Source organism: Streptomyces sparsogenes subsp. cuspidosporus (genome assembly GCF_039532705.1).
GTDB lineage: Bacteria > Actinomycetota > Actinomycetes > Streptomycetales > Streptomycetaceae > Streptomyces > Streptomyces sparsogenes.
Genome location: NZ_BAAASD010000005.1, coordinates 96401 through 110107, shown reverse-complemented (window position 1 = coordinate 110107; position 13707 = coordinate 96401). Strand labels below are relative to the sequence as shown.

13 protein-coding genes are annotated in these 13707 nt (G+C 73.0%); 4 read left to right on the top strand and 9 right to left on the bottom strand.

Features of this window, described 5'->3' with window-relative positions; translation table 11 throughout:
• Positions 1-15: 15 nt before the first annotated feature.
• Positions 16-1011 (bottom strand): Gfo/Idh/MocA family protein, encoded by a 996-nt coding sequence (locus tag ABFY07_RS08395; RefSeq protein WP_346173843.1) that lies wholly within the window; start codon positions 1009-1011, stop codon positions 16-18.
• Between the two features lie 99 nt (positions 1012-1110).
• Here ABFY07_RS08395 and ABFY07_RS08390 point away from each other — a divergent pair, with 99 nt between their 5' ends.
• Together ABFY07_RS08390 and ABFY07_RS08385 are read left to right on the top strand one after the other, a co-directional pair.
• Positions 1111-2460: a multidrug effflux MFS transporter gene (locus ABFY07_RS08390; RefSeq protein ID WP_346173842.1), complete on the top strand. Its 1350-nt coding sequence runs from the start codon at positions 1111-1113 to the stop codon at positions 2458-2460.
• Complete coding sequence (locus ABFY07_RS08385) at positions 2424-3611, top strand: serine hydrolase domain-containing protein (RefSeq protein ID WP_428836891.1); 1188 nt, start codon at positions 2424-2426, stop codon at positions 3609-3611. Before ABFY07_RS08390 ends, ABFY07_RS08385 begins: the two co-directional genes overlap by 37 nt.
• Positions 3612-3621: 10 nt before the next feature.
• Here ABFY07_RS08385 and ABFY07_RS08380 read toward each other — a convergent pair whose 3' ends face one another.
• Positions 3622-4635, bottom strand: coding sequence for a small ribosomal subunit Rsm22 family protein (locus ABFY07_RS08380; RefSeq protein ID WP_346173840.1), 1014 nt, complete (start codon positions 4633-4635; stop codon positions 3622-3624).
• Positions 4636-4765: 130 nt separating this feature from the next.
• A complete protein-coding gene (ddaH, locus tag ABFY07_RS08375) occupies positions 4766-5560 on the bottom strand; it encodes a dimethylargininase (RefSeq protein ID WP_346174028.1) in 795 nt (264 codons plus the stop codon).
• A 177-nt stretch (positions 5561-5737) separates the two neighbouring features.
• On the opposite strand from ddaH, the gene ABFY07_RS08370 reads away from it, so the two are divergent.
• Positions 5738-6367 (top strand): TetR/AcrR family transcriptional regulator, encoded by a 630-nt coding sequence (locus ABFY07_RS08370; RefSeq protein ID WP_346173839.1) that lies wholly within the window; start codon positions 5738-5740, stop codon positions 6365-6367.
• A 48-nt stretch (positions 6368-6415) separates the two neighbouring features.
• Here ABFY07_RS08370 and ABFY07_RS08365 read toward each other — a convergent pair whose 3' ends face one another.
• Positions 6416-7213 (bottom strand): glycerophosphodiester phosphodiesterase, encoded by a 798-nt coding sequence (locus ABFY07_RS08365; RefSeq protein WP_346173838.1) that lies wholly within the window; start codon positions 7211-7213, stop codon positions 6416-6418.
• A gap of 185 nt (positions 7214-7398) precedes the next feature.
• Between ABFY07_RS08365 and ABFY07_RS08360 the strand changes: the two genes are divergently transcribed.
• Complete coding sequence (locus tag ABFY07_RS08360; RefSeq protein ID WP_346173837.1) at positions 7399-8133, top strand: bifunctional DNA primase/polymerase; 735 nt, start codon at positions 7399-7401, stop codon at positions 8131-8133.
• 95 nt (positions 8134-8228) lie between these two features.
• Here the strand turns inward: ABFY07_RS08360 and ABFY07_RS08355 are convergent, their stop codons facing one another.
• The 5 genes from ABFY07_RS08355 to map form a co-directional block, all read right to left on the bottom strand.
• A complete protein-coding gene (locus ABFY07_RS08355) occupies positions 8229-9134 on the bottom strand; it encodes an SCO2278 family lipoprotein (protein ID WP_346173836.1) in 906 nt (301 codons plus the stop codon).
• A complete protein-coding gene (gene efeU / locus ABFY07_RS08350) occupies positions 9085-10062 on the bottom strand; it encodes an iron uptake transporter permease EfeU (protein WP_346173835.1) in 978 nt (325 codons plus the stop codon). The genes ABFY07_RS08355 and efeU overlap by 50 nt, the downstream gene beginning before the upstream one ends.
• Before the next feature lie 58 nt (positions 10063-10120).
• Entirely contained in the window at positions 10121-11512 is a 1392-nt protein-coding gene (efeB, locus tag ABFY07_RS08345; protein WP_346173834.1) for an iron uptake transporter deferrochelatase/peroxidase subunit, read from the bottom strand.
• A 13-nt stretch (positions 11513-11525) separates the two neighbouring features.
• Entirely contained in the window at positions 11526-12653 is a 1128-nt protein-coding gene (gene efeO / locus ABFY07_RS08340; RefSeq protein WP_346173833.1) for an iron uptake system protein EfeO, read from the bottom strand.
• Between the two features lie 148 nt (positions 12654-12801).
• Positions 12802-13659, bottom strand: coding sequence for a type I methionyl aminopeptidase (gene map, locus ABFY07_RS08335; RefSeq protein ID WP_346173832.1), 858 nt, complete (start codon positions 13657-13659; stop codon positions 12802-12804).
• Positions 13660-13707 lie beyond the last annotated feature (48 nt).

The window sequence follows — 13707 nt, the reverse complement described above, 5'->3', positions numbered from 1 at the left end:
GCGTCAGATGGCCGGTCAGCCCTCGTCCGGGTAGCGCACGCCGATCCGCTCGCGCACCGCGTCCAGGGTGCGCATCACCGCCAGGGTGCCGTCCAGGGGCACCAGGGGGGACTCCGTCTCACCCGCTCGCAGACAGCGCATCACCTCCGCCGCCTGGTGCTGGTAGCCGTGCCGGGCGGCCTCCGTGGCCGGGGCCGTGAACACCTCCGGGTCGCGGCCGGACCGGTGCAGTACGAAGCGCTCCGGGTAGAAGAAGCCGCGCGGGAACTCGATCCGGCCCGACGAGCCGGTCACCGACGCGGTCTGCGGAGTGTCCGCGACGAGTGAGCAGCTCAGCAGCGCCACCGCGCCGCCGTCCCAGCCCAGGAGGACGCCGGTGTTCTCGTCCACGCCCTCTGGGGTCAGCCGCGCCCACGCCTGGATCTCGTCCGGCTCGCCCAGCAGCAGATGGGCGAAGGACACCGGATACACGCCCAGGTCGAGCAGCGCGCCGCCGCCCTGGGCCGGGTCGCGCAGCCGGTGCGCCGGATCGAAGGGGCCGGGGATGCCGAAGTCCGCGTGCACCGCGCGCACTTCGCCGATCGCGCCGTCGCGCACCAGCTCGGTCATCCGCCGGACGACCGGATTGCAGTACGTCCACATCGCCTCCATCAGGAAGCGGCGGGTGGACCGGGCGAGAGCGACCAGCTCGGTGGCCTCCCGCACATTGAGCGTGAACGGCTTCTCGCACAGCACCGCACGCCCGGCCTCCAGACACAGCCCGGCCGCGGCGCGGTGTGCCGAGTGCGGGGTGGCCACGTAGACCACGTCCACCTCGTCGTCCGCGGCCAGCTCGGCCCAGCTGCCGTGGGCGCGCGGTATGCCGAACCGCTCGGCGAAGCGCTTCGCGGACTCAGGGCGGCGGGAGCCGACCGCCACCACCTCCGCGTCCGCCATCTCCAGCAGATCCGCGGTGAACGCCGCCGCGATGCCGCCGGTCGCCAGGACTCCCCACCGCACGCTGTCCGCCATCCCCACCCTCATTCCGCTCCGCACCGGTCGCAGTACCGGTCATGACCACAACGAACAGCTGAGAGCATAGAGAAGACTCAACGACTCACGGAGCGCTGAATGCCGCAGTCCGGCCCCCCGTCCGCCCCCGACCACAGTCCGATACCCGAAGCCACCCCCCTCGCCGTCCCTTCCCCCTCGGCTTCCTCTTCCGTTTCCTCGTCCGCTTCCGTTTCCGCTTCCTCTTCCGCGCAGGGCCGGGCACGCCGCGCCGGTCTGCTGGTGACGTTCATCCTGGGCGGCCTCAACGCCGTCCCGCCGCTGTCCATGGACATGTACCTCCCGGCCCTGCCGGAGGTCACCGGCGCGCTGCACAGCCCCGCCGCCACCGTCCAGCTCACCCTCACCGCGTGCCTGGCGGGTATGGCGCTCGGCCAGCTGGTCGTCGGCCCCATGAGCGACAAGTGGGGGCGCCGCCGGCCCCTGCTCATCGGCATGGTCATCTACGTCGTCGCCACCGCCATCTGCGCCTTCGCGCCCACCATCGAACTGCTCATCGCCTTCCGGCTGCTGCAGGGCCTGGCCGGGGCCGCGGGCATCGTGATCTCCCGCGCCGTCGTCCGCGACCTGTACGACGGCGCCGAGATGGCCCGCTTCTTCTCCACCCTCATGCTGATCTCCGGCGTCGCGCCCGTCGCCGCGCCGCTCATCGGCGGCCAGATCCTCCGCCTCACCGACTGGCGCGGCGTCTTCGTCGTGCTGACCGTCGTCGGCGTGCTGCTGACCGCCGTCGTCTGGCGCCGGCTGCACGAGACGCTGCCGCCCGAGCGGCGCCACGGCGGCGGAGTCGGCCAGGCGCTGCGCACCATGCGCGGGCTGCTCGCCGACCGCGTCTTCACCGGCTACATGCTCGCGGGCAGCTTCGCCTTCGCCGCACTCTTCGCCTACGTTTCCGGCTCCGCCTTCGTCGTCCAGGAGATCTACGGCGCCTCCCCGCAGACCTTCAGCCTGCTCTTCGGGCTCAACTCGATCGGCCTGGTCGCCGTCGGGCAGCTCAACGGCAAGGTGCTGGCCGGGCGGGTCAACCTGGACGTGGCGCTGGCCGTGGGCCTGGCCGCGATCACCCTCTCGGCCGTCGCGCTGTGCCTGATGGCCGCCGGGGTCTTCGGCGACACCGGCCTCGTCCCCATGGCCGCCGGGCTGTTCGTGCTGATGTCCGCGATGGGCCTGGCCATGCCCAACACCAACACCCAGGCGCTGATGCGCACCAAGCACGCCGCCGGGTCCGCGTCCGCACTGCTGGGCACCTCCTCCTTCCTCGTCGGCGCGGTCGCCTCGCCCCTGGTCGGCATCGCGGGCGAGCACACGGCGGTGCCCATGACCGTGGTCCAGCTGGTGTGTGCGCTCGCGGCCGTGGGCTGCTTCGTGGGACTCTGCCGCCCGTGGCAGCAGCACAGCAAGACCGGCTGAACCGGCTGATACGAGGCGTGGCGGCGCTCCCCGAGGGGGAGCGCCCCTGGTGCGCCGGGGCGGTCGTGGCCGCCGGGCGGGGGCAGGACGTCCTCGTCGAGGCGGCCTTCGGCTGGGCGGTGCGCTACGCGGCGTACGACGCGGCCACGGACCGGGGGGTGGAGCTGCCGCGCGAGCGGTGGGTGCCGATGCGCGCCGGGCGGGACGCGGATGCGGATACTGCCGGCCGGGACACCGCCTTCCCGAACACCGCCTTCCCGAACGCCGCCGGCCGGGACACCGTCTTCGATCTCGCCTCGCTCACCAAGCTGTTCACGACGATCGTCGCGATGCGGTGCGCCGAGCGCGGCGAGATCGACCTGGACGGCCGGGTCGCCGCGTACGCCCCCGAGTTCACGGCCGCCGCCGAGCACGGGATCACCGTGCGGCAGCTGCTCACCCACACCTCCGGGCTGCTGCCCGAACTCCCGCTGTACGAGTACGACGGACACGAACAGCGGCTGGCGAGGCTGCGCGCCGAACCCCCGACCACCGCCCCCGGCACCGCCCGCCGCTACTCCGACCTCAACTTCCTGCTGCTCCAGCGGGTCGTCGAGCGGGCCGCGGGCCGCCCCCTGGACCGGCTCGTACGCGACGACATCACCGACCCTCTCGGCATGGCCGCCACCCGCTTCCGCCCGCCCCGCGCATGGCTGCCCCGCATCGCCGCCACCGAGGACCAGCGGCGCCCCTGGGCGAAGCTCGACCGCGGCATGCTGCGGGGCGTCGTCCACGACGAGAACGCCCACGCCCTGGGCGGCGTCGCCGGCCACGCGGGGCTCTTCTCGACGGCCGCCGACCTGACGCTGCTGTGCCGCGCCCTGCTGGGCGGGGGCCCGCCCGTGCTGCGGCCGGAGTCCGTCGACCTGATGCTGACCGCGCCCGGGCTGGGGTTCGAGGTCGACCAGCCCTGGTTCATGGGCGAGCTGGCGGGCCGGGGCGCGGCGGGCCACACCGGCTTCACCGGCACCAGCCTGGTGATCGACCGGGCCACGTCCTCGTTCCTGGTGCTGCTGGCCAACACCGTCCACCCGCGCCGCCGCCCGGCCGACAGCGCCCCGCGCGCGGCGGCGGGGACGGCGCTGGCGCGGGCGCTGGGACAGGTGAGGTGATCAGTCGCCGTCAGTCGCCGTCCGGGGCCGGCCAGGCGTCGCCCCAGTCCGCGTCGCGGGCCGCGCGGTAGTGGGGGCCCTGGCGCTTGGTGACGGTCTCGCGGCGCAGCCCGTCCGGGGCGCACAGGTCGAGCAGCACCTGGCCCTTGCGGAGCTGCGGTCGGCGCACCACCCGGGCGTCGGCGGGCGCGGCGGGGAAGCGGGCCGCCGCGACGTACGCGAACTTCTCGTCCTCGTACGGCAGCGAGCCGCCCTTCACCTGCCGGTGCAGCGACGACCGGGCGACCCGGGCCGAGAAGTGGCACCAGTCCGCGCCCGGCTCGATCGGGCACGCCGCGCTGTGCGGGCAGGGGGCCACCACGCACAGCCCCGCCGCCAGCAGCCGCTCCCGCGCCTCGCGGACGCGCAGATAGCCCTCCGGGGTGCCGGGCTCGACCAGCACCACGGCCTGGGCGGCCCGTGCCGCCTCGTCCACGACGGCGCGGCGGTCGCCGGCGGTCAGCTCGCCCAGCACGTACGAGACGGTGACCAGGTCGGTCGAGTCCGGGAGGGCCAGGCCGTCGCCGATGGCCTGCCGCTGCCAGCGCGCCGCGCGCAGCGCCTCCACGTCCGCCCCGCCGGCCAGCTCCCGCCCGAGCGCGAGCGCGGGCTCGGCCCAGTCCAGCACGGTGGTGGCGGGCCCGCCGTCCGGCCAGGCCGCGGCGACCGCCCACGTGGCCGCGCCGGTCCCGCCGCCGATGTCCACATGGGAGCCCGGCCTCCACTCCGGCGCCGCCGCGCGGAAGGCGGCCAGCGCGGAGCGCACGGCCTCGAAGGTCGCGGGCATCCGGTACGCGGCGTACGCGACGACGTCGGAGCGGTCGCGCAACACGGGCGCGTCGGTCGGGGTGCGCCCCCGGTAGTTCTCGATCAGCCGCCCCGTGGCCTGAGCGGCCTGCCGGGGCGACAGCCCATCGAGCAATCCGGCGAGCGCGACGCGCAGCGCCTCGCCGGTACGGGCGGCTTCGGGAGCGGGGGCGTGCATCCGGCAGATTCTACCGGCGGCGTGTCGGGAGCCGGTCCCGTGGCGGCCGGGCCGGGGGAGCGGCGCACCGCTTCCCCGGCCCGGCCGCACCGGGCGGCCCCGGTCCCAGCGCACCGGGGCCGCCCCCGCCCTAGCCGGCCGGGGCCCTCAGCTCCTGCGTGCAGCACTTGACGCTGCCGCCGCCCTTGAGGAGTTCGCTCAGGTCCATCGGGATCGGCTCGTAGCCCCGCTCGCGCAGCGGGCCGAAGAGCCCGGCGGCCGCTTGGGGGAGGACGACATGGCGGCCGTCGCTGACCGCGTTGAGCCCGAGGGCCGAGGCGTCCGCCTCCGTGGCGATGATCGCGTCGGGGAAGAGCCGGCCGAGGACGGCCCGGCTGCCCGGTGAGAAGGCGCCGGGGTAGTACATGATCTCCGTGTCCGTCGTGTCGTCGAGCACGCACAGCGCCGTGTCGAGGTGGTAGTAGCGCGGGTCGACGAGGTCCAGGCCGATCACCGGGCGGCCGAAGAACTCCTGGGCCTCGGGGTGCGAGAGCGGGCTGCTGCGGAAGCCGCGGCCGGCCAGGAGCCAGGAGGCGGTGACGGCGAAGTCGCCCTCGCCCTCGTTGACGTGCTGGGGCTCCCGCACCTCCGCGTAGCCGTGGGCGCGGAACCACTCCAGGTGGATCGCCGCCTCCGCGGTGCGCTCGGGATGGGCGAAGCGGGCGCCCAGGACGCGGCCGTCGACGACGGTCGCGCCGTTCGCCGCGTACACCATGTCGGGGAGGTCGGGGCGGGGCCGGAGCTCCTCGACGGTGTGGCCGAGGGAGCGGTAGCGGTCGCGCAGATCCTCCCACTGGGCGACGGCGAGCGGGATGTCCACGGGCTTGGCCGGGTCCATCCAGGGGTTGATGGAGTAGGTGACCTTGAAGTGGGTCGGCGGACACATGAGATAGCGGCGCGCGGTGGCGCGGCGCTCAGGGGTACGCAAGGACAAGGATGGCTCCTCACGGGGATGCAGGCCCGTACGGATCGTCGTACGTGGTCCTGGTCACATGGTGCGCCCGGGAGCCCGCCCGCGGCATGAGCCGTATGGATGGTTTCGGTGGTCGGTAGGTTGTGCGCCATGGCCGACAAAGCAGCGCCCGACTCCTCCCGCCGCAGCGAACGCTCCCGCCGGGCGATCCTCGACGCCGCCCTGGAACTGCTCGGCGAACTCGGCTATCCCCGGCTCACCGTCGAGGCCATCGCGGCCCGCGCCGGGGTCGGCAAGCAGACGATCTACCGCTGGTGGCCCTCCAAGGCCGCGGTGCTGCTCGACGCCTTCACCGACCCGGGGGCGACCCCCGAGGGCGCCGAGGCATCCGAGGGCGCCGAGCGCGCCGGGGCCGCGCTGCCCGACACCGGCGATCTGGAGGCGGACCTCAAGCTCGTGCTGCGGGCGGCCGTGGACCAGATGAACGCGCCCGCGTACGACCTGCCGGCCCGGGCGCTGACCGCGGAGGGCCTGGTGAACCCCGAACTCGGCGCCCACTTCGTCGCCCAGGTCCTGGAGCCGCCGCTGCGGCTGTTCGCCGAGCGGCTGCGGGCCGCCCAGGACGCCGGGCAGGTCGCGCGCGACATCGACCCGAGGGTCGCCGTCGAGCTGGTGTGCGGCCCGCTGACCCACCGCTGGCTGCTGCGCACCCTCCCGCTCACCCATGAGTACGCGGACGCGGTGGTCGAGACCGCCCTGCGCGGGATCCTCCAGCAGTGACCAGCGCCATGACCAGCGCGGTGGTCAGCGCGGTGGTCATGGCGCTGGTCAGCGCGCCGTCGAGGTCAGCAGCGTCGGCGCGTCCGTGATGACGCCCCCGCACCCCAGCCGCAGCACCCGGTCCCGCGCCCCCGGGGTGTTCACCGTATGGGCCCACACCCGGCGGATGCCGGAGGTCACGGCCCGCCGCAGATCGGACCCCCGCGCCTGGTAGTCCACGTCCAGCAGGTCCACGAACCCCCGCCACGCGCGGGGCCGGTCCTCCCGGAGCTGCCGCGCCGAGCGCCACAGCTGCGTCAGCAGCCCCATCCGGTGCGCCTGCCGGGCCAGCCGGACGTGGTTGGTGTTGACGAAGACGGACCGGGTCAGACCGCGCTCGTGGATCATCGCGGCCAGGCGGGGCAGGCTGTCGGGGTCCTTGGCCTCCGCCATCAGCACCCTGCGGCCGCCGAAGCGGTCCAGCACCTCCCCGACGGTCGGCGGCCGCTCGGGCAGCCACAGCCCGGGCAGCCCGGCCCGGGGCCGCAGCCGTACGGACCGCCACTGGGCCGCGGTGAGCGACCTCACGGGGCCGGTCGAGTACGTCGTACGGTCCAGCGTCGCGTCGTGCATCACCACGAGCGTGCCGTCCCGCAGCATCCTGGTGTCGAAGTCCAGGACCGGGGCCACGCCGCGCTCGAAGGCGGTGGTCAGCCCGGACATGCTGTTCTCGGGCACCTCCAGGGCGCCGCCGCGGTGCGCCGCGTAGGTGATCCCCGGGAGCGAATCGGCGGTCGGGGGCCCGCCCCGCCGCGCGGGCGGCAGGGCCGGGGCAGCGGCCGGCACGGACAGGGTGAGGACCGCCATACCCGCCAGTAGAGACCTCGTGACCATAAAGGGAACGCTAGGGGCGCCCGCTCTGTTATGCCTGATATCCGCACCCAGAGGTGGGTTCCCGGCCACCCCGGATGCGGACACCGGCCACCTCCGGAGCAGGATGGTGGCAGCATTGACGGGGTACCGGCGGCACCGGCGGGGAAGCGAGGCGGTAGATGGAACGCAAGGGCAGGTTCTCCCAGTGGTTGCGCCGACCGCGGGGCGGGGCGGGCGGCGACACGGACACGGGGGCGGGCGCGGGTGCCCGAGAGGATCTGCTCATGGCCGCCGCGGCGGCCGGGTTCCCGCTGGCCCCGGCGGCCCACCCGTCCGGCTACGGCTGTTCCTGTGACCGGATCGGCTGTCCCACTCCGGGGCGGCACCCGGTCTCCTTCGCCTGGCAGACGCAGGCGACCACCGACCCGGAGAAGGTCGCCCGGTGGCTGCGCGCCGACCCGGAGGCGAACTTCATCACCGCCACCGGCATCGCCCATGACGTCCTGGACGTGCCCGTGGCCGCCGGCCGGCTGGCCCTGGAGCGGCTCGGCGAGGCCGGCGTCGAGGTCGGCCCCGTCGCCACCAGCAGCGCCGACCTCCACCAGGACCGCATGCTGTTCTTCACCGCCACCCGCGGCACGCCCGAGGACGAGGACGAGTGGTGGCCGTGCGAGCTGGACTGCCACCCCGAGACGATGGACGAGCACCCCGGGCTGCGCTGGCACTGCCGGGGCAGCTATGTCCTGCTGCCGCCCGCGCGGCTGCCGGGCGACGGGCGGGTGGCCTGGCTGCTCGGACCGGAGCGTCCGCTGCCGGACCCGCTGTCGCTGCTGGAGTCGCTGACCGACGCGTGCGCGCGGTTCGCGGACGAGGGGCACGAACACGAGTCGCACGCCTGGCCGATAGGACGGTGAGCCGGGGAGGCCGTGGGCCGCTGGGCAGGCCGTGAGCCAGTGAGCTCCTGAGCCCCTCGGCAGGCCGTGAGCCGGGGAGGACCGGAAGGGCCGGCCTACTCGCCCTTCGCCGCCGTCACGCCCTCCAGCCGGTTGAGGAACACCACCTTCGGGTCCGCCGCGTCCCGCGCCGGGACCCGTACCGCCGCCTCCGAGATCCGCGTCAAGGTCACCGACTTCTTCGCCTCGCCAGTCATCAGCGCCTTGATCTGCGGGGTGGGGTTGGGCCGGTAACCCTTGGCCATGGTCTGCTTCTGCCGGTGGTGGGAGGCGAAGAAGACCAGCGCCCCGCCGTCGTTCAGGCGCAGCCCCACCGGGGCGTAGCGGGCGCCCTGGGCGGCGGTGTCGATGTATTCGGTCCAGAACTTCGGGGTGCGCAGGTACTTCTTCCGCGTGGTCCGCAGCCCCGAGGTGGACCCCCCGTCCGCGAAGACCTCGCCCTTGCCGGTCATCAGGTAGTCGGTGTACGCGCCGCTGAGCTTCTCTGGCCCGGCCGTCAGCTTCGGCGTTCCGCCGTCGGCGGGCACCGGCTTGGCCCAGCCGTCCTTGTCGATCTGGAAGTCCGGCACCTCGTCCCGGCTGAGGATCGACAGATACGCGGCCTTCCACGGCTCGTCAGCGCCGCCCCGGGTGAACACCAGCAGCCAGCGGTTGTCGTCGCGGTTGCTCTCGGTGTCCGCCACGAAGAACTTCGGCCAGCCGACCTGCTTGGGGATGATGTAGCGCGCGTCGCCGAGCTTCAGCGGCGAGGCGTTGGGGTTCCCGCCCGGGGTCTGGGCGTGCTGCGCCTTCAGGTCGGCCGTGCTGATGTCCTGCAGCGGGCCGGTCTCGACCTGGCCCACCAGCGACGGATCGAGCTCGCGGTAGGCCTTGTTGTAGGTGTCCGTGAACCGCTTGAGGGCCTTGGGCGCCTCATCCTTCGCGACGGACGGGATGTTCTCCCGCTCGCCGTGCACCGTCATGCAGCCTGTCAGCGTCATCGCCAGCGCCACCGCTGCCGCCGCCGCGGCTGCCGGAACTGCGCACTGCCGACGCTGTGACCTGCGAGTCATGGGGCTTGGGCTCCTTCGGGACTGCTCGGGACGGCGCAACCCTACCGGGGAGCAGGAAGAAGGCGAGCGTGGGGACCAGATACAGCAGCCACACCACCACCTGGACCACGGTCGGGTCCGGCTGGAAGTTGAAGACGCCCTTGAGCAGGGTGCCGTACCAGGAGTCCGGCGGGACGGCCCCGCTGATGTCGAAGGCCTGGTTGTGCAGGCCGGGGAGGAACTCCGCCTCCTGGAGGTCGTGGAAGCCGTACGCGAGCACGCCCGCCGCCACCACGACCAGCATGCCGCCGGTCCAGGTGAAGAACTTCGACAGGTTGATCTTCAGCGCGCCGCGGTAGAACAGCCAGCCGAGCAGCACCGCGGTGAGCAGCCCCAGCGCCACCCCGATCAGCGGCCGCGGCGTGCCGTCGCTGCTCGCCTGCACGGCCGTCCACACGAACAGGGCCGTCTCCAGGCCCTCGCGGCCCACCGCCATGAAGGCGGTCACCACGAGCGCGCCGGTGCCCATCGCGATCGCCGCGTCCAGCTTGCCCTGCAGCTCCGCCTTCAGGTGCCGGGCGGTGCGCCGCATCCAGAACACCATCCAGGTCACCAGGCCCACCGAGAGGATCGACAGCGAACCGCCCAGCGCCTCCTGCGCCTTGAAGGTCAGCTCCTGCGAGCCGAACTGCAGCGCCGCCCCGAAGGACAGGCTCAGCGCGACCGCGACGCCGACGCCCAGCCAGACCGGCCGCAGCGCCGCGCGGCGGTCGGTCTTGACCAGGTAGGCGACCAGGATGCAGACGACCAGGCTGGCCTCCAGCCCTTCGCGCAGTCCGATCAGGTAGTTGCCGAACACGAGGTTGGCCTTTCTCTTCGGTCCTCGGGCCCGCGGGTCCCGCGGGCCCTTGGGTCGCTCAGGAGAACAGCGCCCGCCCCCACCAGTCGTCCGCGTCGCGGACGCCCGGCGGGACGGCGAACAGCGCCGAACCCACGTGCTGGATGTACTCGTTGAGGGCGTCGCCGCGCGCCAGGCTCTGCTGCACGGGCACGAACCCCTGCCGTACGTCCCGCTGGTAGGCGAGGAAGAACAGCCCCGCGTCCAGCCGCCCCAGGCCGTCCGTGCCGTCGGTGAAGGAGTAGCCGCGGCGCAGGATCCGCACCCCGCCGTTGGAGTCCGGGTGGGCGAGGCGTACGTGCGCGGTGGGCGGCAGGGCCTTCAGGTTCGGCTCGTCGTGCTCGCGCCGCTTGCCGAGGGGCGCGCCCTCGCCCTTGGTGCGCCCGAAGACGTCCTCCTGCTCCTTGAGGGAGGCGCGGTCCCAGGTCTCGATGTGCATCCGGATGCGGCGGGCGACCAGGTACGAGCCGCCGACCAGCCAGGCGGGGCCGGTCCTGGCGCCCACCCACACATGCTTGTCCAGGGCGGCGGAGTCGGTGCCCGCGATGTTCCGGGTGCCGTCCTTGAAGCCCATCATGTTGCGCGGGGTCTGCGCGTCCGGGGTCGTCGAGGACGTCTTGCCGAAGCCGAGCTGCGACCAGCGGATCGCGACCTTGCCCATGCCGATCCGGGCCAGGTTGCGGATGGCGTGCACCGCCACCTGCGGGTCGTCCGCGCACGCCTGGACGCACAGGTCGCCGTCGCTGCGCGCCGGGTCCAGGTTGTCGCCGGGGAACGGGGGGAGGTCGATCAGGGCCTCGGGGCGGCGGGAGGCGAGGCCGAAGCGGTCCTTGCCCTTCTTGTCCTTGAACAGGGTCGGCCCGACGCCGAAGGTGAGGGTGAGCCGGGACGGCTTGAGGCCGAGCGCCTCGCCGGTGTCGTCCGGCGGGGCCTCGGCGAGCCCGCCGACCGCCCCGCCGCCGACCGCCTTGCCCTGCGTCATCCGGGCGGCGGCCTTCGTCCACTCCTTCAGGAGCGCGATCAGCTCGTCGCGGTCGTCGGTGGTGACGTCGAAGGCCGCGAAGTGCAGCCGGTCCTGTACGGCGGTGGCGATCCCGGCCTGGTGGGCCCCGTAGAAGGGCACCGCGGCCCCGCTGTCGGCCGCCGCCGCCCCGCTCTCCTCGTCGGAGCCGGTGAGCCGGGTCGCGGTGACCCCGGCCGCGGCGGAGCTGAGCGCGAGCCCGGCGGCGCCCCAGCCGAGCAGGGCGCGGCGGGAGGGGGCGGCGCGGCGCGCGGCCGCGGGCGCCCCGGCCGCGGCCGGCTCGTGGTCCGCGGCCTGCCCGTCGGCCGGGGCCTGTCCGCCGGTGGTGGTCTGCCCGTCGGCGGCGGCCGGCTCGTGGTCCGTGGTGCGGTCGGTGGTGTGGTCGGTCATGATCGGCGCGCCCTTACTTCGCGACGGCCGCGGCGAGCTTGGACAGCGGCTCGGCCAGGGCGTTGACCGCGTCCGACAGCTCCTTGCGCTTGGCCTGGCCCACGGTGTCGTACGACACGAACCCGTCGCCCTCGCGGTAGGTGTCGAGCAGCTTCTTCACCGCCGCGAACCGCTTGTCGAGGTCCTTGGTCAGGGCCGGGTCGTTCTGCGCGGCCACCGGCTCGAGCAGCTGGTAGGACTTCTCGGCGCCGTCGACGTTGCCCTCGAAGTCGACCAGGTCGGTGTGGCTGTAGCGCTCCTCCTCGCCGGTGACCTTGCCGGTCTGCACCTCGTCGAGCAGCTCCTTGGCGCCGTTGGCCATGCCGGTGGGGGTGATGTCCGCGGTGCCGACCCGCTTCTGCCAGTCCTTGAGGTCCTTGACCAGCTGGTCCGCGAGCTTCTTGTCCTCGGCGGTGATCTTCTTCGCCTTCCACAGGGACTTCTCGAGCCGGTGCCAGCCGGTCCACTTCTGGCCCTTGGCCAGGCCGTCCTCGCGGAGGTCGACCTTCGGGTCGATGTCGCCGAAGGACTCGGCGACCGGCTCGGTGCGCTCCCAGCCGACGCGCGAGGGGGCGTACGCCTTCTTGGCGGCCTCCAGATCGCCCTTCTTGATCGCGTCGACGAACTCCTGGACCTTCGGCAGCGTCTCGTCGGCCTGCGCCTGGACATAGGCGCGGTAGTCGGCCACCGCCTTGTCGAGCTTCGGGTTCCGCTTGGCGGTCTTGCCGCCGGTCACGGTGATCTTCTGCCGGATGCCGTGGCCCTTCATGCCGGGCTTGCAGGCGATCTCGTACGTCCCGGCCTTGATCTCGGCGGTGATGTTCGCCTTGAGGCCGGAGCCGATGTTCTCCCGCTCGGTGACGATGCGGTCGCCGGGCGCGTAGACGTAGACCTCGGTGACCTTGGAGCCCTTGTTCTCCACCGCGAGCTTCACGTGCCCGGCCGGGAAGGTGGTCCTGGAGACCTCGCACGCGTCGTCGGACGCCGTGATCCGTATCGCGTCGGAGCCCTTCGCGTCGGACTTCTCGGCGCAGCCGGACACGGCGGCGAGCGAGGCGACCGCCGCGATGGCGGTGACGGCGGAAGAGCGGGCGGCTCTCATATACGGGCTCCAGGCAATCGGGGTCGACCATGCGGACATGTCGAGACAGGGGCCGGATAGGCCGCCCTAACTTAACTGAGGCTTGCCTACCCAGCTCCAGCCGAGCCCCAAGAACCCGTAAGAAAAGAGCAAAAATTAGGTAATAAACCTACGGCAGGGTCAGAATTTCGGCGCCGGTCTCGGTCACCACGAGCGTGTGTTCGAACTGTGCCGTCCGCTTCCGGTCCTTCGTGACCACCGTCCAGCCGTCGTCCCACATGTCGTACTCGTAGGTGCCCAGGGTCAGCATCGGCTCGATGGTGAAGGTCATCCCCGGCTTGATCTCGGTGGTGTGGTGCGGGCTGTCGTAGTGCGGGACGATCAGGCCGGAGTGGAAGGACGAGTTGATGCCGTGGCCCGTGAAGTCGCGGACCACGCCGTAGCCGAAGCGCTTGGCGTACGACTCGATGACCCGGCCGATGATGTTGATCCGGCGGCCCGGCTTGACCGCCTTGATCGCGCGGTTGAGGGACTCCCGGGTGCGCTCCACCAGCAGCCGCGACTCGTCGTCCACCGCGCCGCACAGATAGGTGGCGTTGGTGTCGCCGTGCACGCCGCCGAGGTAGGCGGTCACGTCCAGGTTCACGATGTCACCGTCGCGCAGCACGGTGGAGTCCGGGATGCCGTGGCAGATGACCTCGTTCACCGAGGCGCACAGCGACTTGGGGAAGCCCCGGTAGCCCAGCGTCGAGGGGTACGCGCCGTGGTCGCACAGGAACTCATGGGCCACCCGGTCCAGCTCGTCCGTGGTGACCCCCGGCGCGATCCGGCTCGCGGCCTCCGCCATCGCCTGCGCGGCGATCCGGCCCGCGATCCGCATCCGCTCGATCGTTTCGGCGTCCTGGACCTCGGACCCCGTGTACGGGGACGGGCCCTCCTTGCCGACGTACTCGGGGCGCGGGATCGAGGCGGGGACGGAGCGGGTCGGGGAGAGCTTTCCCGGGACAAGAAGCGACTGGCCAGACATGTCAGCGAGTGTATCGGCGGCGCATCGGGCAGCATGGCGGAAAACCGG